At 69.8% G+C, this 21,242-nt stretch carries 13 protein-coding genes; 7 read left to right on the forward strand and 6 right to left on the reverse strand.

The features are described 5' to 3' along the window. Window positions 1-52: 52 nt before the first annotated feature. From ACYVBN_RS04635 to ffh, 4 genes are read left to right on the forward strand one after another with little or no spacing between them, the layout of a single operon-like run. On the forward strand, window positions 53-1,447 hold the full coding sequence (locus ACYVBN_RS04635) for an ammonium transporter (protein ID WP_460599491.1): 1,395 nt from the start codon (window positions 53-55) through the stop codon (window positions 1,445-1,447). Beyond that, complete coding sequence (locus tag ACYVBN_RS04640; protein ID WP_460599492.1) at window positions 1,444-1,782, forward strand: P-II family nitrogen regulator; 339 nt, start codon at window positions 1,444-1,446, stop codon at window positions 1,780-1,782. The genes ACYVBN_RS04635 and ACYVBN_RS04640 overlap by 4 nt, the downstream gene beginning before the upstream one ends. Before the next feature lie 58 nt (window positions 1,783-1,840). After that, window positions 1,841-4,153: a [protein-PII] uridylyltransferase gene (locus tag ACYVBN_RS04645; protein ID WP_460599493.1), complete on the forward strand. Its 2,313-nt coding sequence runs from the start codon at window positions 1,841-1,843 to the stop codon at window positions 4,151-4,153. A gap of 29 nt (window positions 4,154-4,182) precedes the next feature. Continuing rightward, window positions 4,183-5,784 (forward strand): signal recognition particle protein, encoded by a 1,602-nt coding sequence (gene ffh / locus ACYVBN_RS04650; protein WP_460599494.1) that lies wholly within the window; start codon window positions 4,183-4,185, stop codon window positions 5,782-5,784. Here the strand turns inward: ffh and ACYVBN_RS04655 are convergent. After that, a complete protein-coding gene (locus tag ACYVBN_RS04655; RefSeq protein WP_460599495.1) occupies window positions 5,697-7,451 on the reverse strand; it encodes a sigma factor-like helix-turn-helix DNA-binding protein in 1,755 nt (584 codons plus the stop codon). The two genes, ffh and ACYVBN_RS04655, sit on opposite strands and share 88 nt — an antisense overlap. Window positions 7,452-7,486: 35 nt before the next feature. Continuing rightward, the gene (locus ACYVBN_RS04660; protein ID WP_460599496.1) at window positions 7,487-8,914 is read right to left on the reverse strand and encodes a SigE family RNA polymerase sigma factor; all 1,428 of its coding nucleotides are present in this window, start codon (window positions 8,912-8,914) and stop codon (window positions 7,487-7,489) included. A gap of 77 nt (window positions 8,915-8,991) precedes the next feature. Here ACYVBN_RS04660 and ACYVBN_RS04665 point away from each other — a divergent pair, with 77 nt between their 5' ends. Next, complete coding sequence (locus tag ACYVBN_RS04665) at window positions 8,992-10,077, forward strand: amidohydrolase family protein (RefSeq protein ID WP_460599797.1); 1,086 nt, start codon at window positions 8,992-8,994, stop codon at window positions 10,075-10,077. A 48-nt stretch (window positions 10,078-10,125) separates the two neighbouring features. Further along, window positions 10,126-11,295 carry a GNAT family N-acetyltransferase gene (locus ACYVBN_RS04670; RefSeq protein ID WP_460599497.1) on the forward strand — a complete coding sequence of 390 codons (1,170 nt, stop codon included), beginning with the start codon at window positions 10,126-10,128 and terminating at the stop codon, window positions 11,293-11,295. Window positions 11,296-11,328: 33 nt separating this feature from the next. Here ACYVBN_RS04670 and ACYVBN_RS04675 read toward each other — a convergent pair whose 3' ends face one another. The 3 genes from ACYVBN_RS04675 to aceA all read right to left on the reverse strand — a co-directional run bounded on the left by ACYVBN_RS04675 (window position 11,329) and on the right by aceA (window position 15,661). Continuing rightward, a complete protein-coding gene (locus tag ACYVBN_RS04675; RefSeq protein WP_460599498.1) occupies window positions 11,329-12,357 on the reverse strand; it encodes an agmatine deiminase family protein in 1,029 nt (342 codons plus the stop codon). Window positions 12,358-12,473: 116 nt separating this feature from the next. Beyond that, window positions 12,474-14,165, reverse strand: a complete 1,692-nt coding sequence (gene aceB, locus ACYVBN_RS04680; protein WP_460599499.1) for a malate synthase — start codon at window positions 14,163-14,165, stop codon at window positions 12,474-12,476. A 200-nt stretch (window positions 14,166-14,365) separates the two neighbouring features. Then, entirely contained in the window at window positions 14,366-15,661 is a 1,296-nt protein-coding gene (gene aceA, locus ACYVBN_RS04685) for an isocitrate lyase (protein WP_460599500.1), read from the reverse strand. A gap of 168 nt (window positions 15,662-15,829) precedes the next feature. On the opposite strand from aceA, the gene ACYVBN_RS04690 reads away from it, so the two are divergent. Continuing rightward, on the forward strand, window positions 15,830-17,353 hold the full coding sequence (locus ACYVBN_RS04690) for a helix-turn-helix domain-containing protein (RefSeq protein WP_460599501.1): 1,524 nt from the start codon (window positions 15,830-15,832) through the stop codon (window positions 17,351-17,353). Window positions 17,354-17,524: 171 nt separating this feature from the next. On the opposite strand, the gene ACYVBN_RS04695 is transcribed toward ACYVBN_RS04690, so the two are convergent. Beyond that, complete coding sequence (locus ACYVBN_RS04695; RefSeq protein ID WP_460599502.1) at window positions 17,525-21,070, reverse strand: ABC transporter ATP-binding protein; 3,546 nt, start codon at window positions 21,068-21,070, stop codon at window positions 17,525-17,527. Window positions 21,071-21,242 lie beyond the last annotated feature (172 nt).

The raw sequence follows: 21,242 nt of genomic DNA on the forward strand, positions 1-21,242 counted from the left end.
CGTAACACGCACGAGACGCTGACCGAAACCGGCCGTTGCCAAGGTTTTTCGCATGACCTCCTTGATGCACGGGTTGTCGGCGGCGGCGCCACCGACACTCGACACCGGCAACACGGCCTGGATGCTGATCTCGGCATCCCTGGTGCTCTTCATGACGATCCCCGGGCTCGCGCTCTTCTACGGCGGACTCGGGCGATCACGCGGAGTGCTCAACATGATGATGATGTCGTTCGGAGCGCTGGGCGTCATCGGGATCATCTATGTGCTGTGGGGCTACTCGATGTCCTTCGGCACCCACGACCATCTCGGGATCTTCGCCGGTCCGTTCCAGTTCTTCGGGCTGTCCGGTCTCCTGCCGGGTGAGCCGGGCGGCACCGTGCTGCAGGCGGGCGGCATACCGACGCTGGTGTTCGCCGGATTCCAGTTCACCTTCGCCGCGATCACCGTCGCCCTGATCAGCGGCGCGATCGCCGACCGGGCGAAGTTCGCCACCTGGCTGGTGTTCTCCGGGCTGTGGGTCACCGTGGCGTATTTCCCGCTGGCGCACATGGTCTGGGGCGGTGGCCTGCTCTCCGGATCGGCCGACGGGATCGCCGCCAAACTCTTCGGCACGGCCGGCGGTATGGCGAAAGTGGCCCCCATCGATTTCGCCGGCGGGACCGTGGTGCACATCAACGCGGGCATCGCCGGTCTGGTCCTGGCGCTGCTGATCGGCAAGCGCGCCGGATTCGGCAGCTCACCGATGCGGCCGCACAACGTGCCGCTGGTGATGCTCGGCTCGGGCATCCTGTGGTTCGGCTGGTATGGCTTCAACGCCGGATCCGCCTTGGGCGCCAACGAATCCGCCGCCCTGGTGTGGGTCAACACCACCGTCGCGACGTGCGCCGCGATGATCGGCTGGCTGGTGCTGGAGAAACTGCGCGACGGCCACGCCACGTCGGTCGGTGCCGCGTCCGGCATCGTCGCCGGACTGGTCGCGATCACACCGGCCTGTGGCAACGTCACCCCGCTCGGTGCGATCGGCGTCGGAGCGGTGGCGGGGGTGGCGTCGGCATACGCGATCGGGCTGAAGTTCCGGTTCGGCTTCGACGACTCGCTCGACGTGGTCGGCGTCCATCTGGTGTCCGGCCTGTGGGGCACCCTGTCGCTGGGCGTCTTCGCCCGTGGCACGGGCCTGGCGTACGGCGAGTGGCGCCAACTGGTCGTGCAATTCGCCATCGTCTGCGTGGCGCTGCTCTACACCGGCGTGGTCACCACGGTCATCGGCGTCGCGCTGAAGGTGACGATGGGCTGGCGGATCAGCGCCGAGGACGAGGCCGAGGGCATCGACCAGGCCGAACACGCCGAAACGGCATACGACTTCGGCAGTGTCTTCTCCGCCAGCCGGATCGGGCACCGGCCGGAGCGGCCGGCCCGCACGGCGACCAAGGAAGAGGTGCAGGCATGAAACTCGTCACCGCGATCATCAAGCCGTTCCGGCTCGAGGAGGTGAAGGAGGCGCTGGAGGCCTACGGCATCAGCGGTATGACGGTCAGCGAAGCCAGTGGCTACGGCCGGCAGCGGGGGCACAGCGAGGTCTACCGCGGCGCCGAGTATGCCGTGGACTTCGTGCCGAAGATCCGGCTCGAGGTAGTCGTGGAGGACCTGGACGCCCGCACCGTGGTGGATGTCATCGTCAAGACCGCGCAGACCGGGCGGATCGGCGACGGCAAGGTCTGGGTGCTGCCGATCGAGGATGTCGTGCGGGTTCGCACCGGCGAGCACGGCGACTCGGCTCTCTAGCCGATCGAGTAGCGACTCTCCAGCCGATCGAGTAGCGACGAAGGAGCGTATCGAGATCATGGGCGTCGACCGGGAACGGTTGGACCTGGCCGGCACCCGCGACTTCGCCACGGCCGGGGCGGGACAGCGTCGGCGGGCACGCCTGACGGCATACACCAGGGGAGTGCTGGCACAGGTCTGGCAGGAGGCGCAGCCACCGGCTGCGGGTGTCGCGCTGGCGGTGATCGGCGGCATCGCCCGCGGGGACAGCGGGCCGTTGTCCGACTACGACGTGGTGCTGTTGCACGACGGTCGCGGACCACACGACCTGCCGGGATTCGCCGACCGTGTGTGGTATCCGTTGTGGGACAAGGGGATTCGCCTCGATCACAGTGTGCGCACGCCGAAGCAGTGCCGGGCGACCGCCGCCGACGACCTGACCGCAGCCATCGGGCTGCTGGACATCGAGCACGTCAACGGCGACCCGTTGCTGGTCGCCCAGGTCCGGCAGGACATCGCCCACGACTGGCGGGCGAACTCCCGCCGACGGCTGCCCGAACTGCTGGAGTCGGTGCAGACCCGGCACCGCCGGCACGGCGACCTGACCCACGACCTGGAGCCGGATCTGAAGGAGGCGGCCGGCGGGCTGCGCGACATGACGGTGCTGCGGGCGCTCGCGGCGACCTGGCTGGCGGACCGGCCGCACGGAGCGGTGGACACCGCCTACGCGCGGCTGCTGGACGTGCGGGACGCGTTGCACGTCGTCACCGGCCGCGGGCGTGACCGGCTCACCCGCCAGGAGCAGGACGCGGTCGCCGCGCTGCTCGGCGACGACGACGCCGACGCCCTGCTCACCTCGGTCGTGCAGGCCGGACGCGCGATCGCCCATGCGCTGGAGGACACCGCCCGGCGGGCCGGCCAGTCGCAACGTGCCCGCACCCTGCGGACCGGCCCCCGGCGGCCGGTGCTGCACCCGCTCGGTCACGGCCTCTACCGGCACGACGGTGAGGTGGTCCTCGGCCGCCGCGAGGTCGGTGGTGGTGGTCCGCTGACGGTGCTGCGTGCCGCCGGCGCCGCCGCCCGCCACGGCCTGCCGTTGGGGCCGGCCACCGTCGCGAACCTCACCGATCCGATGCCGATGCCGCCCGCCCCGTGGCCGAAGCAGGTCCGAGAGACGTTCGTGGATCTGCTCGCGGCCGGCGCCGGCCTGCCGCAGGTCTGGGAGACGCTCGACCTGGCCGGTGTCGTGGGTGCCTGGCTGCCGGAGTGGGCGGCGGTGCGCAGCCGTCCGCAGCGCAACCCGGTGCACCGGCACACCGTCGACCGGCACCTCGTCGAGACGGTGGTGCGGGCCGCGGCGTTGCGGCACCGGGTGCAGCGGCCGGATCTGTTGCTGGTCGCCGCACTGCTGCACGACATCGGCAAGATCGCCGGCGTGCACGACCACGCGGTCGAGGGGGCACCGGTCGCCGGCAACGTCGCGCGGCGGATGGGCTACCCGCCGGAGGACGTGCGGACGGTGGAGCTGCTGGTGCGTGAGCACCTCACCGCCGTGGACCTCGCGACCCGCCGGGACCCGGACGACCCAGCGACCGTCCACGCGCTCGTGACGGCCGTGGCGGAACGCGCCGACCTGCTCGAGCTGCTCGTGGCGCTGACCGAGGCGGACGCCCTCGCGGCCGGCCCGCAGGCCTGGACCGCCTGGCGGGCCGAACTCGTTCACCGGCTGGCGCAGCACGGCCGTGCCGCATTGAGCGGCCGGCACTCGGCCGCGCCCGAGTGCGTCGAGCCGCTCGGTGCGCAGATCCGCGCCCGGGTCGGCGCCGGTGCGCCATACGTGCTGGTGACTGCGACCGCATCCGGAGCGATCGTCCGAATTGCCGACCGGGACCGCCCCGGCCTGTTCGCGCACAGTGCCGCCGTGCTCGCGTCATTCGGTATGTCGGTGCGGGCCGCGCGGATCCGCACGACCGGCGGCATCGCGCACAACACCTGGCGGGTGGAGGCGCCGCTGGCCGACCTGCCGGACGCGGAGCAGCTGGGCCGGCGGCTGCGTGAGGGGGTGCCGCGTCGAGAACGGGCGACCGCCCCGCCCCGCCGGGCAGACGGCTCCCCGCCGTCGCGGGCGACGCTCGTGCCGGCCGGCTCCGAGGATGCGCTGGTCATCGAGGTGTGCGCGCAGGACCGTCCCGGTCTGCTCGGCGATCTCGGTGAGACGTTCGCCGCGCACCGGCTCGCCATACGATCGGCGCACGTGGCCACGTATGCCGGCCAAACGCTCGACACTTTCTACGCGGTGCCCGTCGACGGCCGGCCGCCCGCGCCGCCGGAGGTGGCACGCATCATCGCGGCGCTGATCGACGCGTGCGATGGCGCGCCGGCCGGAGGATGAGTCACTGAGCGTCGGTTAACCTTGCCTGCGTGTTCAACAGCCTGTCCGACCGCCTGACGTCGACCTTCAAGAACCTCCGGGGCAAGGGTCGCCTGTCCGAGTCCGATATCAACTCCACCATCCGCGACATCCGGCTGGCGCTGATCGACGCCGATGTCGCGACGCCGGTGGTGCGCGAGTTCACCGGGCGGGTCCGGGAGCGGGCGCTGGGCGCGGAAGTGAGCCAGGCGCTCAACCCCGGGCAGCAGGTCGTCAAGATCGTCAACGAGGAACTCATCGAGGTCCTCGGCGGTCAGACCCGGGAGCTGCAGCTGGCCAAGCGGCCGCCGACGGTCATCATGCTGGCCGGCCTGCAGGGCTCGGGTAAGACGACGTTCGCCGGCAAGCTGGCGCGGCACCTGCGCGACAAGGGGCACTTCCCGGTGCTCGTCGCAGCGGACCTGCAGCGCCCCAACGCGGTCACCCAGCTGGAGGTCGTCGCCGAGCGCGCCGGCGTGCCGTGCTTCGCTCCGGAGCGGGGCAACGAGGGCGGGCACGACGCTGCCACCGCCGAGGGCACCCAGTCGTACGGCGACCCGGTGTGGGTCGCCCAGGCGGGTGTGGGTCAGGCCAAGGTGCGGCAGTACGACGTGGTGATCGTCGACACCGCCGGTCGCCTGGCGGTGGACGAGGCGCTGATGAAGCAGGCGGCCGACATCCGTGAGGCGATCCAGCCCGACGAGGTGCTGTTCGTGATCGACGCGATGATCGGCCAGGCGGCCATCGAGACGGCGCTCGCGTTCCAGCAGGGTGTCGACTTCACCGGTGTCGTGCTGTCCAAGCTGGACGGTGACGCGCGCGGCGGTGCGGCGCTGTCGGTGGCGTCGGTCACCGGGCGGCCGATCATGTACTCCTCGGTCGGTGAGCAGACCAAGGACATCGAGGTCTTCCACCCCGACCGGATGGCATCGCGCATCCTGGACATGGGCGACATACTCACGCTGATCGAGCAGGCCGAGAAGGCCTTCGACCGGCAGCAGGCCGCGGAGATGGCCCGCAAGTTCATGGACGAGGAGGACTTCACCTTCGATGACTTCCTCCAGCAGATGGCGGCCATCAAGAAGATGGGCAACCTCAAGGCGCTGATGGGCATGATGCCCGGCATGGCGGGCATGAAGGACCAGCTGAACGCCCTGGACGAGAGGGAGTTCGACCGGGTCGAGGCGATGGTGCGCTCGATGACCCCCTTCGAGCGCACGCATCCCAAGCAGATCAACGGTTCGCGCCGGGCCCGCATCGCCGGTGGTGCCGGCACGACCGTGTCCGAGGTCAACCAGTTGCTCGAGCGTTTCGGCCAGGCGCAGAAGATGATGCGTCAGATGCGCCGCGGCGGCGGCATGCCCGGTATGCCGGGGATGCCCGGTGGCGGCGGCAAGCGCGGCAAGCAGGTGGCCAAGAAGAAGAAGGGCAAGAGCGGCAACCCGGCCAAGCGCGCCCAGCAGGAGCAGGCGGCAGCGGACAAGGCGACCGCTGCACGCGACAAGGCGATGGGCAGCGCCTTCGGTCAGCAGGAGGAGGAGCAGGACTTCTCCAACCTCAAGCTGCCCAAGGGTTTCGAGAAGTTCCTCGGCCCGGGCGCCGACAAGGACTGAGCCACCGTTCGGGCGAGAAGGTCGCTACTGTCGTCACTTCCTCGCGGGAGAGGGGACTTTCGGGCGAGGGGATCGCTACTGTCGTGACTTTCTCGTGGGAGAGGGGACTTTCGGGCGAGGGGATCGCTACTGTCGTGACTTTCTCGTGAGAGGGGACTTTCGGGCGAGAGGATCGCTACCGTCGTCAGTTGTTCCCGCCGTCGTCGACCGCGCCGTTGTCCAATTTGTAGCGGTCGGCGACGATCTGCAGTGTCCAGGGACCTCGTGCGTGCTCGACGGTGATGGGTCACCGGCAGCGTGCGGCTGCTCGGCGCCGGCGGCTCGAACACGGTGAACGGCACCTGCGGCACCCGCCGGTCGACGAACTCACACCACGTGTTGGTGCGGCCGGCGTAGTAGGTCAGGTCGTGTCCGCCGCATGTCGTCCATGGCGTGTGGCCGGCGACCGCCAGCTTGAAACGGCCGGTGGTGGTGGGGGAGAGCAGGCCGGATACCACCAGGTTCGTCCCTGGGACGTCCGCCGGGATGGCGAGGTGACCGGTGAACGTGCCGTTCGGCCCGGCGGCGCTCCCGGCGAGGGTCAGAACGTGCCCGGCGGAGGACGGCTGCAGCGGAGAACCGCTGGACGTCGTCGGGTCGTCCCCGTGCAGCGTCTGATCGTGCTCGACGACGAAACCCGTTGTGACCACAGGGTATTGATCCCATGGCACCCTGCGGTAGACCGCCACCGGCCAACGCGGGCGTCGATAGTCATGTATGGCGACACTGGTGTCCCCGCGCGCGGGGACCAGATGCATGCCCGCCCGGCGGCCGGAGCACTGCGCCTGGAAGGTGCCGATCAACTGGCTGGTCAGCGTTGCGACGAAGGTCGGCGTCCGACGGTCCACGGCACACTGGACCGCGACTGCTGCGTCCCCGATCACGGTGAAGGGCACCGCAGGCCCCGGGGCGATCTCGTGGATGTCGACGAGCCGGTAGCCCTGCGTGTATGCCGGGAAGTGCGTGCCGTGCACGCGGTTCAAGCCTTCCGGGCTGCGCAGCCAATCGTCGTGCCAGCGTTGCGTGATCACCAGTGATGCGATCGTCAGGACGACGACCAGCGCCGCCGCGACATACGTCCACCGCGGGCGTCGTGCGGGCGGTGGTGCGTCCCGCACATCGGTGAGGGTGGTGGTCGGCCCCGGGGTGGTGGCGAGGTCGCCGAATTCCTCCAGTAGAGACCGTAGTTCGCCGGAGTGCGGGGATGCGCCGGGTAGTTCGTCATACGGGATCGAGCGGAGGGTGTCGGTGACGGACCGGGTGGACAGGCCCAGCGCGCGGGCGGTCTCCCGCTCGTCATGGTTGTCGACGACCTGTGCCAGAAGGACGGCGCGTTGTCGGGGCGAGAGCCGTGCCAGCACCTGGAAACGTCGAGGCGGCTGCGACACGTCGACGCTCCGGGTCGGTGCATCGTGTCGAGCGGCGGCGCGTGCCATCCGCAGCCGCGCGTCGGCGCCGGCCCGGGTCAGGTCGACGTGCTCGCGGCGCATGTCGGCCAGCACCGTGACCACCAGGTGTTCGGCGGTTTCCTGCGCGGCGGTCAGCTGGTAGGCGTCGTGATGCAGATCCTGGGTGCGGGCCGCGATGAACTCCTCGAGCCGCTCGTCCTGGTGCTCTCGCCCCCGCATGCGGCCAGCGTATGCCGCGCCGCCGCGCCGCGGGCTCAGTTCGCAGTGCGATAACGGTCGTAGCGCACCTGCAGCTTCCACGGCCCGAGCGCGTCGCGGACCTGCACCCGCACCGTCGCCGTTCGCGGCGATGAATCGGGGTCGGACGGACTCCCGACCATCGACATCGAACCGAAGGGCAGCTGCGGCACATAACGGTCATACAGCCGACACCATCCGTCGGACGATGCACCGATCGGTGCGCAGTCGGAAAGCACGTCACCGTCGATCGTGACCTTGTACTGGCCAGTGGTGCTGGGTGACAGCAGTGCGTTCATGACGAGTTCGGTGTTCTTCGCCGGGGGCGGGAGCTGCACGGTGGTCATGAAGGTGCCGTTGGTCCCGCGTAAGGTCCGTGTCCTACCGGCGCGGATGGGCGTGGTGTCCGAGTCCGGCGAGCTGAGGTCGAGCTTTCTGTCGTGCTCCACCTCGAAATGGCCTGTGACGACCGGGTATCGGTTCCACGGAACCGGCTGGTAACTCGCCACCGTGATCGCCTGATGCCCGCCGTGGGGAGCTGACACCATGGCTGTTCCGTGCGGGCTGAAGAGATAAAAACGATGGCTTGTCTCCTTGGCGCACGGGTAGGCCTGCAGTCCATCGGCGTCGCGAATGCGTGGCCAGCCCGCCTGGGACGTGGGGTCGAGTCGATCGCAGCCGAGAGCGATGACTTGACCCGAGGAGACGTCGACCGGTCGACGTGCACCGGCCGGAACCCGATGCACGTCAACGAGTTTGTAGCCTTGCACGTAGGCGCGGAAGTGCGTGCCGTGCAATGCGTTGATGCCTGCCGGTGTGTGCAGCCACCGATCATGTGCGACCTGGGACGAGATGGGCGCAGCCGCCGTGATCGCCAGCACCGCAGCTGCGGCGGCATACCGTCCGCGCGAGCGGCGCCGCGACCGCGTGGTCTGCGCCGCGGCGAGGGTCACCGCGGGCTCGGGCCAGGTGGCCTGCTGGGCGAAGTCGGTCAACAGAGCCCGGCACCGGTCGCTGTCCGGCGGCAGTCCCAGCGCCTGACCGGCCTCGGCCTCGGCCAGGCTGACCGCGTTGGCCGGAAGGACCAGCTCACGTGCAGTGGAGCGGTCGTCATACCTCTCGAGCGACCGCAGCAGCAGCACGGCGCGTTGTCGCGGGGACAACCGCCACAGCGCCGTGAAGCGTTCCTCCGTCTGCATAACGGGCGTCGCCGACCCACCGGCCTCCGTTGCACCGGCGGCGAGTCGGGCCATGTGCTGCCGCGCCGCTGTCCCAGCCTGTCCGAGCGCGGCCCGGTCGCGCCGCAGCCCAGCAACGATGGCCGCGACCAAGCGTTCGGCACGATCCTGATCAGCGGTCAGCAGGTATGCCGTGCGGTGCAATTCGGCAGTCCGGGCGGCGACGAACTCCACCAGGTGATCCTCGGACCCACGTTTCCCCCGCATGTGGTCAGCGTATGCCGCACATGTGCCATACCTGCCCGGTTCGGCGCAGAAGTACGGATAGGGTCGACGGTATGGCGATGGACTCCCCGGTGCTGCACGTGACCGGCCAGATCCTGGTCGGTCCCGACGAGGTTCGCGACGAGATGTGGGTGGTGGACGGCCGCATCAGCTGGACCGCGCCGCAGTCGACTGAGAATGCCCAGACGGTGCAGGGATTCACATTGCCCGGGCTGGTCGACGCCCACTGCCACGTCGGGCTGGAGGCGCACGGCGGCGTCGACAAGGCGACGACCGAGCAACACGCACTGCGGGAGCGCGAGGCCGGCGCCCTCCTGCTGCGCGACGCGGGTTCGCCGGTGGACACGCACTGGATCGACGATCGGGAGGACCTGCCGCGCATCATTCGCGCCGGCCGGCACATCGCCCGGACCAAGCGCTACATCCGCAACTTCGCCCACGAGATCGAGCCCGAGGACCTCGTCGCCTACGTGCGGCAGGAGGCCCGCCGCGGCGACGGCTGGGTCAAGCTGGTCGGTGACTGGATCGATCGCGACCGTGGCGACCTGTCACCCTGCTGGCCGCGCGAGGCGCTGGCGGCCGCCATCGAGGCCGCGCACGAAGAGGGTGCCCGGGTGACGGCGCACTGCTTCGGTGAGGAGTCCCTGCTGGACTTCGCAGCAGCCGGCACCGACTGCATCGAACACGCCACCGGACTCCAGCCCGATTCCATCGATCTGTTCGCCCGGCAAGGCATTTCGATCGTGCCGACGCTGGTGAACATCGAGAACTTCCCCCAGTTCGCCGAGGCGGGTGAGGCGAAGTTCCCGGCATACGGCGCGCACATGCGCGACCTCTACGCCCGGCGCTACGACACCATCGCCGCCGCGCACGAGGCCGGCGTGCCGATCTGGGTCGGCACCGACGCCGGCGGGCAACTCCCGCACGGCCTCGCCGCGGCAGAGGTTGCCGAGTTGACCCGCGCCGGCATGACGAACGTCGAGGCGATCAGCGCCGCCACCTGGGGAGCCCGCGAATGGCTCGGCCGGCCGGGGATCGAGGAGGGGGAGAGCGCGGACTTCGTGGTCTACCAGGCGGATCCACGCCAGGACGTCGGCGTGCTGGCCGATCCGCGCCACATCGTGCTGCGCGGCCGCCAGGTCTGACCACGCCGTGCCCGAACATCACGCCGTCGACCCTGGCAGGATGCTCGGGTGAGTTGGCGACTTGCTCCGTTGCGATCCTCCGGACGACGCGTCTGGGTGCACACGGTGCGCCCGGAGGACGTCCCGGCATACCGGACGGCGGTGCAGCAGTCCGCCGCACGCATCGGCGTCTGGAACCCCGTCAACCCCGATGACATCAACTGGCACCTGGAGCGACAGAGTGAGGAACACCGCACGTTCCTGATCCACGCGGCCGACGCCGAGGGCAGCCACGGCATCGTCGGGAAGGTCAATGTCACCAACGTGGTTCGCGGCCGCTTCCAGAGCGGTGTGCTGGGCTACGACGCCTACGACCCGTATGTCGGCAGGGGCTTGTTCGCCGAAGGACTGCGGCAGATCATCAACCTGGCGTTCACCGGCTCACCGCAAGGGATGGGCCTGCACCGCCTGGAGGCCAATGTGCGCCCGGGCAACGCCACCTCGGCCGGCATGCTGCGCTCTCTGGGCTTCCGCCGCGAGGGGCTGGTCCGCGACATGCTGTGGCTGCCGAGCGCGGACGGCGCCGCGTGGCGCGACCACGTCATGCATGCACTGACCCGGGACGAGTGGCCGGCCGCGGCATACGCTCCCTCCAGACCGGTGCGAATGGTGGTGGCTGTCAACGGCGTTCCCGCCTCCGGCAAGTCGACCCTCGCGCCGCGCATCGCCGCCGAACTCGGCCTGCCGCTCTTCGCCAAGGACACCGTCAAGGAGACGATCTTCGACCTCCTCCCGCCGTCGGTGCGGCCGGCCCTGCAGGGCACCGGCGGCGCCGGTTCGCCGCTGGGCCCCGGTGCGAGCGAGCTGGTATGGCGCCTCCTGGCGGCCTCGCCGGTGGGTGGGGTGGTGGAGAGCATCTGGTGGCCCGACGATCACCGACTGGTGAGAGACGGACTGCGCAGCGCCGGCTTCGATCCGCGCACCGTGCCGCACGTGTGGTGCGACCTGCCGATCGCCACCGCGCGCCGTCGGCACGAGGACCGAGTGCGCGCCGGCCGGCGGCACGCGGTCCACGGCGCGGACGCTGCCGTGCAGCTGGATCTCGACTGGGACTGGATCGACCGCAACGCGGGCGCATTCGACTTCGGCCGTCGCATCGACGTCGACACGTCGCGGCCGGTGGACGCCCGCACCGTGACCCGTGCCTCGCTGATCGCACGAGCCGCCTTCGCGGGCTGATCGGGGCAGGCCGAACCCTGGCGGTCGGCGGCCCTACGAGGCGTCGGGTGTGACCGGTTGCTGCTGGGTGATGCAGTGCACGCCACCGCCGCGCGCGAAGAGCGGTCGCGCGTCGACCGTCACCACTCTTCGCCCCGGATAGGCGTCGGCGAGCACGGCGGCTGCCTCCTCGTCGTGGACATCGTCGAACGAGCACGCGATGACCCCGTCGTTGACCACCAGGTGATTGAGATAGCTGTAGTCGACCGGCCCTTCGTCGTCGGTGAGCACGGCCGGCGCAGGCACCTTGCGGATGTCCCATGCGCGACCCGCGGCGTCGGTGGTCTGCTGCAGGGCCGCCTCGATCTCGCGCATGACCGCGTGATCCGGGTGATCCGGATCGCGCTGGTCGTGCAGCAACAGCACTCCGGGGGACGGGATCGCCGCCACGATGTCCACGTGCCCGCGGGTGCCGAACCGTTGGGAGTCGCGGGTCAGACCTCGGGGCAGCCACACCACGTGGGTGGCGCCGATGGTGCGGGCGAGTTCGGCCTCGATGTCCGCCTTGGTGGCGTCCGGGTTGCGTCCCGGGTCCAGTTGCACGGTCTCGGTGACCAGCACCGTGCCCTCGCCGTCGACGTGGAAACCGCCGCCCTCGTTGACGATCGGCGAGTCGATCCGAGGCACCTGCGCCTGCTCCAGGACGTATGCCGCGACCTTCGCGTCCTTGTCCCAGGTCGCCCAGTCCTGCGCCCCCCAGCCGTTGAAGATCCAGTTCACCCCGGCGAGCGCGCCGTCGTCATACACGAACGTGGGGCCCATGTCGCGCATCCACGCGTCGTCCAGTGGAGTGTGGACGACATCGATCCCCGCCGACAGGTAGCGTCGCGCGACGTCGGCGTCCTCGGGGTCCACGACCATGGTCACCGGCTCGAACTCCAGCGCGGCGTGCGCGACGGCCGCCCACGTCGAGCGGGCCTCGTCGGCCTCGGCCGCGGTGTCCCCGAGGGTGTAGCCCTGGGACGGGAAGGCCATCCAGATGCGGTCCTGTGCGGAGGTCTCGCTCGGCATACGTGCAGTCATGCCGCCAACCGTCCCACATCCCGGCACGCCTGCGCCGGGAGGATCGCAAACACACTCAGCGGCCCAGGAACCGGCGAACGATGCCGCGGGTCCTGGGCCGCTCGGTGCCGCTGGGGTCAGGCAGCCGACTCGGCCGAATCGTCCGTCGGCGGGACCTGCTCGGACTGTCGCAAGTCTTCCCGGCTGGTCGGCTTCATCCGCAACGCCTGTTCGGTGAGGTAGCGGACGTAGGCGTAGTTGGTGAAGAAGCCGGGCAGGTAATCGCTCAGTGCGACGAACTCGAGCACCTCGCGGGCCGCTTCGTAACGTGCCGTGGTCATGTCGTCCTGCCCACGGGTGAGCTTGCCGATCTCCTCGTCGATGACCCGGTCCAGCAGCTCCCGGGTGACCTGCGGGCCCTCGGCCAGCTGCGACTCGTGGTGCAGCCACTGCCACAGCTGGGCACGCGAGATCTCAACAGTGGCAGCGTCTTCCATCAGATTGTCGATGGTGAGCGCGCCCCTGCCGTCGACCCACGCGGCCAGGTAGCGCAGCGCCACCGACACGTTGGTGCGCACGCCGTGCAGGCTGATCGTCTGCTGCGTGCCCTCCAGGGAGACCAGGTCGCGTGCCGAGATGCCCACCGCGTGGCGCAGCGAGCGCTGGTCGGTGCGCTCGCCCAGGATGCTGCGGTATGCCGCCAGGCAGGTCTCCACCAGCGCGGGGTGCGCCACCCAGGAGCCGTCGAAGCCCTCGGTCGCCTCCCGCTGCTTCTCGGCGGTGACCTGCGTTAGGGCCCGGTGCCGGGCCTGGTCGTCCTGACCGGTCGGGTTGACCGCGGCCGGACCGCCGATGGCGTAGGCCCACCGCTTGTGGCAGGTGGCCACCAGCAGCTGGGTCAACGACCGCAGGATCGGCGTCGTCATGGTGACCTTGTCGCGGTCCGGCAGCACGAACTCGTTACCACGGTGGGCGAAGGTGCGCACGTAGCTGAAGATGTAGTCCCACCGGCCGGCGTTCAATCCGCTGCAGTGCGAACGGAGTTCGTAGAGGATTTCGTCCATCTCGAACGCCGCCGGCAGTGTCTCGATCAGCACCGTCGCGCGGATGGTGCCCTGCGGTATGCCGAGCTCGCGCTGGGCGAGGACGAACACGTCGTTCCACAGCCGGGCTTCCAGGTGCGACTCGATCTTGGGCAGGTAGAAGTAGGGTCCGGCGCCGTTGTCGATCAACTGCTGCGCGTTGTGGAAGAAGTAGAGGCCGAAGTCGAACAGCGACGCGGAGACCGGCCGCCCGTCGATGGTGATGTGCTTCTCGCACAAGTGCCAGCCGCGCGGCCGCATGATGATGGTCGGGCCGTCACCGTCGGTGGTCAGCGTCGTGCCCTCCGACGAGGTGTAGCGAAGGTCGCCGCGGATGGCGTCATACAAGGTGATCTGGCCGTCGATGATGTTGCGCCAGGAGGGTGCGACGCCGTCCTCCAGGTCCGCCAACCAGGTCGACGCCCCCGAGTTCATCGCGTGTGCGGCCGTGCTCGGGGAGGCGGGGGCGATGAGCTCACACCGGCGGTCGGACAGCCCGGGCGCGGGTGCCGCGACCTTCCAGGTCGGATCGGCACGGATCGCGGCGGTCTCCGGCAGGAAATCCAGGTCGGCGCCGGCGTCGATGTCCTTGGCGCGGCGCCGGCGTTCGGCGAGCAGTTCGGCGCGGCGGCCGGCGAACGCGCCGTCGAGAGTGGCTACGAAGGCAAGCGCTTCCGGGGTCACGATCTGGTCGAAGCGTGCGTGTCGGGTGCCGTGCACCACTGGGGTGCCGTGGGTCTCACACATGACAGGTGTCCTTTCCGGGTTGCGAATTGCCTTGCTATCACGGGGTGTTCGTTGTAAATGCGGTGAAACAGCGGCTCTGGGACTCGGCGTCCGCGCGAAGTATCGGAGCGAGGTACGAGCGGAGAACTTCGTGAAGGGGATTACCCGAGCCTGCGCGGCCGGAGCCAGGTGACCGCGCAGACCCGGGTAAGTGGGGAACCTCAGAACTGAGCGGCTTCGGTGGAGCCCTTCAGTGCGGTGGTGGCGCTGTCGGGGTTGAGGGCGGTGGAGACCAGGTCGAAGTAGCCGGTGCCGACCTCGCGCTGGTGCTTGGTCGCCGTGTAGCCGCGGCTCTCGCTCGCGAACTCCTTCTCCTGCAGTTCGACGTACGCCTTCATCTGCTCGCGGGCGTAACCGTGGGCCAGGTCGAACATCGAGTAGTTGAGCGCGTGGAAGCCGGCCAGGGTGATGAACTGGAACTTGAAGCCCATCGCGCCCAGCTCGCGCTGGAACTTGGCGATCGTGTCGTCGTCCAGGTGCTTCTTCCAGTTGAAGGACGGGCTGCAGTTGTACGCCAGCATCTGGTCGGGGAAGTCCTGGTGCACGGCGTCGGCGAACTGCTTGGCCAGTTCCAGGTCCGGGGTGCCGGTCTCCATCCAGATCAGGTCGGCGTACTCGGCATACGCCTTCGCGCGCGCGATGCACGGCTCGATGCCGTTGCGGACCTTGTAGAAACCCTCGGCGGTGCGCTCGCCGGTCAGGAACTCACGGTCGCGCTCGTCGACGTCGGCCGTCAGCAGGGTCGCCGCCTCTGCGTCGGTGCGGGCGATGATGACCGACGGAGTGCCGGAGACGTCGGCGGCCAGGCGCGCGGCGTTCAGGGTGCGCACGTGCTGCTGGGTCGGGATCAGCACCTTGCCGCCGAGGTGACCACACTTCTTCTCCGAGGCCAGCTGGTCCTCCCAGTGCACACCCGCGGCGCCGGACGCGATCATGTTCTTCATCAGCTCGAAGGCGTTGAGGGGCCCGCCGAAGCCGGCCTCGGCGTCGGCGACGATCGGCACGATCCATTCGTCGACGGTCTTGATGCCCTCGGAGAACTCGATCTGGTCGGCGCGCAGCAACGCGTTGTTGATGCGCCGCACGACGGCCGGCACGGAGTTGGCCGGGTAGAGCGACTGGTCCGGGTAGGTCTGCCCGGCGAGGTTGGCGTCACCGGCGACCTGCCACCCGGACAGGTAGATGGCCTTGAGGCCGGCCTTGACCTGCTGGACCGCCTGGTTGCCGGTCAGAGCACCGAGCGCGTTGACGTAGTCCTCGGTGTGCAGCTTGTCCCACAGCTGCTCGGCGCCACGCTTGGCGAGGGTGAACTCCTCCTGCACCGTGCCGCGCAGCTTGATGACATCGCCGGCGGTGTAGTCGCGCTTGACGCCGGCCCAGCGGGGGTTGGTGTGCCAGTCGTTCTGCAGGGCGGTTTCCTGATCGGTGGTGCTCGGCTGCTGCTGCTCGGTGCTCATAGCTCCTGCGGTCCTTTCGCGATCGGTGGTGCTTCGATGCGTCCAACTTTGGGGTAACCACCAGCCCTGTCGACAGAGAGATCGGGATAAAAAACTGCCAAATTTGCGATAACGTCGTGCCATGCCGCGAGTTTCACTGCCGTGTTCGACGAAGGATGTGTCAAAAACATGACCTCTGTGACACCCGCCTCACCCCAGCGCGATCCGGGTCGGCTGACCCGTCCGCGCGCGAAACAGGCCGTCAAGGAGACGGCCGACGCTCCCGACGCACTGACGGTCGGGCGTCGCGTGCGTCATGTGCGCCAGGAGGCCGGCCGCACGTTGGGTGACGTGGCCGAAGCCGTCGGTATGTCGACCTCGGCACTCTCGCTGATCGAGAACGGCAAGCGCGAGCCGCGCCTGTCGGTGATCTCGGCGTTGGCCGCCGAACTGGACACACCGCTGTCGGACCTGCTGTCGACGGCGCCGCCGAGTCGCCGTGCGGCCCTGGAGATCCGGCTCGAGCGGGCGCAACGCCTTCCGTCATACGAAGCGCTCGGGCTGCCACGGGTGAAGGTGAGTCCGCGGCTGCCGACCGAGGCGTTGGAGGCGTTGGTCGGCATGCACGAGGCCATGGCGTCGGCGCGAGCGGACAGCGCGGCGACGCCCGAGCACGCCCGGCGCGCCAACGCACAGCTGCGCGAGCGCATGCGCGCCGCCGACAACTACTTCGGCGACATCGAGGAGGAGGCCGGAAAGTTATTGGCGGCCATCCACCATCCGGGTGGCCCGATCAGCCGCGCGGCGGTCGACCGGATCGCCGCACACCTGGGCTACAAACTCGTGCACACCTCGGACCTACCCGGCTCCACGCGCACGGTCACCGATCTGCACAACCACCGCATCTACCTGCCGCAACCCGAGGCAGGGCAACATGATTCGCGATCGCTGGCGTTGCACGCGGTCGGGCACCTGATCCTCGGACACCAGCCGCCGGCCGACTACGCCGAGTTCCTGTCGCAGCGGGTGGAGATCAACTACTTCGCGGCGGCGCTGCTGATGCCGGAGCACGAGACGGTCGACTTCCTGCGGCGTGCCAAGGCCGACAAGGACATCGCCATCGAGGACCTGCGCGACGCCTACGCGGTCTCCTACGAGACCGCGGCACACCGCTTCACCAACCTGGCCACGCGGCATCTGGGGCTGCCGGTGCACTTCATGCGGATCAGTCAGGACGGTGTCGTCTACAAGGCGTACGAGAACGACGGCGTGCGCTTCCCCGCCGACCCGACCGGCGCGATCGAGGGACAACGCGTATGCCGCTCGTGGACCGCGCGGCGCGTTTTCGAGCAGCCCGACCTCTCCCAGGCCTACCAGGCCTACACCGACACTCGGTCGGGCACGTACTGGTGCACCGCTGTCGTGGACCGGACCAAGGACGGCCTCTTCGCGGTCAACGTCGGCGTGCCCTACCAGCACGTCAAGTGGATGCGCGGGCGCGAGACGACCGAACGCGCGGTGTCCCGCTGCCCCGACCCGAGCTGCTGCAACCAGCCGCCGGGTGCCCTGGCGGCCCGGTGGTCGGGGCAGGCATGGCCGTCGGCGCGCGTGCACTCACACCTGCTGGCGGCGATGCCGCCGGGCGTCTTCCCCGGCGTGGACGACACCGAGGTCTACCGCTTCCTGGAGCGGCACGCGAGCACCGGAGTCTGACGCGCGCTCAACCGGCAACGATCGCCGGAACGTACGCTGGTTTCGGGTCGAACGCGTACCTCACCGGCAACGGTCGCCGGAACGGACGCTGCGGTCATCACCAACACGGCACCACGGCCCGGCGGGACAACTCCCGCCGGGCCGTTCGCTGGTCGGCCTGTTGTATGACGCTCAGCCGGCCAGGTGATCCCAGCGGGGACGCAATTGGGACCACGGGCCGATGTCGGTGACCGCACCGTCGACGAGCACGACGACCCGGTCGGCCTGGGCCAGCGCGGCGCGCTTGGAGGTGGCGCCGATTACCGTGGTGTGCCGCTCGCGCAGGGCGGCCCACAACTCGATCTCGGTGCTGGCGTCCAGCGCACTCGACACGTCGTCGGCCAGCAGCAACTCGCTCTCCGTCGCCAGCGCGCGGGCCAGCGCGAGACGCTGCACCTGCCCGCCGGACAGTCGCACGCCGCGGTGACCGATCACCGAGTCGGGACCGCCGGCCGCGTCGACGTCGGGTGCCAGTCGGGCCGTGGCGACCGGTCCGGTGAACGGGCGGTCGGAGTGCCCGAGCTGCACGTTGTCGGCGAAGGTGCCGGACAGCACGCGGGGCACCTGCGCCACGTGCGCGACCTGCGCCGGGCGGAGGAAGGCCTGTGCGTCGGCGATCTCCTCGTGGTTCCACTGCAACGACCCGGTGTGGGACAACAGCCCCGCCAGCGAGCCGAGCAGGCTCGACTTGCCCGAGCCGATCTGGCCCAGCAGCAGCACGAACTCGCCGCGCCGCACCGTCAGGTCGACGCCGGACACACCGATCGTCCCGTCGTCGTGTATGGCGCTGAAGTCGCGAACCGTTAGCTCCTGCAACGGGTTCCGGTTGACCGGCGGCGGCGTCGGCGCGGTGCCCTCCAGCAGGTTGATGTCGGGGGACAGGCTGACCAGGTCGACGCCACCGGCGAACCGGCTGGTCGCCTTCTGCCAGGCGCGCGCACCCGGGGCCTCGGTCACCACGGACCCGGCGACCCGGCCGAACCAGTCGAACCCGCTCACCGCATTGGCGACCAGGATCGCGGTCGCCAGGCCCCACACGTCCTCGAAGAAGGCTGCCCAGGCCACGACGACACCCACCTGCACCAGGATGATCGGCACACCGTCGAGGATGGCGCGCACGCGGTGCTCGGAGATCGCCGCATCGACCCGCCCGCCGTCGACACGCTGCAGGTGCCGATGCACCTCGGGCGTGCGCGCGGCCAGCTTGACCGTCCGAGCCGACTCCAACGCCGACACGAGCGCACGACCGAAGTTGGCACGCGACTCCGACGCCTTGGCCGCCGACCGTCCGGCGATCGGCCGGCCCGCGCTCGAGGCGACCGCGGCGCCGACCATCACTCCGAGCAGCACCAGGCCGGCGAGCACGGTGCCACCGATGACGGCGGTCACCACGGCGATCAGCAGGCCGTTGATGAAGTCGACCCACCGGTCGGCATACATCGCGAACCGGTCGGAGTCCAGCGCGCGGCCCATGACCTCGCCCGGTGGGGTCTTGGCCAGCCGGTGACCACGGGTCTGCCCGATGAGGACCGACATCCGGGTGCGCAGCAGCACTTCGACCCACCAGCGCGGGTAACGCCGGATCGCCTCGGACAGCATCACCGGTCCGGCCAGCAGGCTCACCACGAGCAGCACCCCGAGCGTGGTCGGCGTATGGCCGTTCTTCAGGTCTTCGACGGCATTGCCCCACACCAGGCCCGTGACGGCGCCGAGCGAACCCAGCAGTGCCGAGCCGAAGAACAGGCCGATCGCCGTCGCGCCCCACCGTGGGGTGATGCGCAACGCGTGCGCGACGCCGCGGGCCAGGGACGGTCCGTGACCGGGGTCGACGATCTCCGGCGCAGGCCCGGAACGCCGCCGGCCACCGACCTGGTCGCCGTCCGGCGCGCCGCCGTGGTGCTGCTCGGCCCGCTGCTGCTCGTGCTCCTCGACCTCGTGCGCGGCCGACGCCTCGAGCAGGGAACGGAACGGCCCCTCGACCGTGGTCAGCTTCTGTCGCGGACCGCTCTGCACCAGCCGGCCGCGGTCGAGCACGGCCACCTGGTCGGCCCGGGCGATGGTGCTCAGCCGGTGGGCGACCAGCACACCGGTGCGGCCGGCGAGCAGATGCTCCGCAGCGGAGACGACGCGTCGCTCGGTGAGCGGGTCCATCCGGGCGGTCGCCTCGTCCAGCACGACGACCCGGACGTCCCGGACCAGCAGGCGCGCGAAGGCGACCAACTGTTCCTCACCGGCCGACAGGGAGGTGCCGCTGGCGCCCAGCACCGTGTCGAGGCCGTCCGGCAGACCGTCGACCCAGTCGGTCAGGCCGAGCCGCTCGACGGCGTCGACGATCGTCGCACGCGGTATGTCGGCGAAGAGCGCGATGTTCTCGGCCAGCGTGCCGACGAGCAGCTCGGTGCGCTGGGTGACGACGCCGACCGAGGAGCGCAACCGGGCCAGGTCGAGGGTCGTGACGTCGGCGCCGCCGAGGAAGACCATGCCGGCCGGCGGCTCCACCGCCCGCGACAGCAGCGACGCGAGTGTCGACTTGCCGGATCCGGTCCGTCCGACCAGCGCCACCGTGTGCCCGGCAGGGACATGCAACGTGAGGTCCTGCAGTGCGAACGAGCCCTCGTCGTAACTGAATTCGAGGTTGTCCAGGCGTATGTCGAGGGGCGCGTCGGGCAGGGCCGCGCCACCGACCGGCTCGGGTTCGACCGACAGCATTTGCCGCAGCCGGATCAGGGCACCGATGCCGGTCTGCAGGTCGGGCAGGTGCCGAGCGGTCATGTCGATCTGGCCGACGAAGGTCGTGGTCACCAAGAACAGCGTCACCACCGCGGCGATCGACATGCCGCCGCCGGACACCAACGCGATGCCGACCAGACCGACGGCGGCCAGCAGGCCGTGCAGCAGCACGCTGGCCCGCAGGGTCAGCAGCCACTCCAGATCCAGCACACTCTTGAAGCGTGCGTGGATGGTCGCCGACAGGCGGGCCAGCCGCGCGATCGCGAACGGCTGCCCGAGGCTGGTACGCAGGTCGTCGGCGCCGGCGATGCTCTCCTCGAGGGCGGCGGCGTGGTCGGTCCAGGAGATCTCCTCGGCGACCTTGCGGCGGGCGAGCTCGCCCAGCTTGGGCTTGATCACCAGGAAGGTCACGCTGGCGATGGCCGGGAAGAGCAGCCAGGCCGGCCACCAGGTGAAGCCGGCGATCAGCCACATCGGCACCAGCGCGACGAGGGTCTGCAGCAATCGCCATACCTGCTGGCGCAACAGGGTGCCGACCTCGTGCGTGTCGTCGTCGACGCGGTCGAGGACTTCACCGACCGCCTGCTCCGACAACGCCGAAAGCGGTTGGTGCAGAGCGGCGTCCAGCAGGTCGGCGCGCAGCGCCCCCTCGGCCCGGTCGATGATCGAGGCCCAGAAGTAGCGGCCGACGGTGTCGAGGACCGCGCCGCCGACGACGCACACCGCCAGCAGGATGACCAGGGTCCTGGTCGGGTGTGCGGCCAGCCGCCCGGCCACGACGGTGCCCATGGTCTGGGCGACCGTGCCGACCATGAGCACGCTCAGCGTGAAGATCGTGGACAGTCCGGCGAGGCGGCGCCAGCCGAGCTGTCGACGGTGATCGTGTGGGGGAGCGGCCGGCGGCTGGGTGACGGTGCCGTCGGAGGCTCGGGTAGCAGTGGTGGTCATCGCCTGTCAACGCTACGCGGATGCACCGACAGGCGCATGTGGATTTTCGCCGGGGCGGCGCAGATGTGACCAAGCGCACGAAGCGGGCGCGAAATCACCCGGTAGACAGTCGATTTCGCGCCCGCATCGGCACGTCCGTCCCGTCTCGGGACGGTCACTGGAGCTGCACGAC

Source organism: Flexivirga lutea, assembly GCF_054778955.1.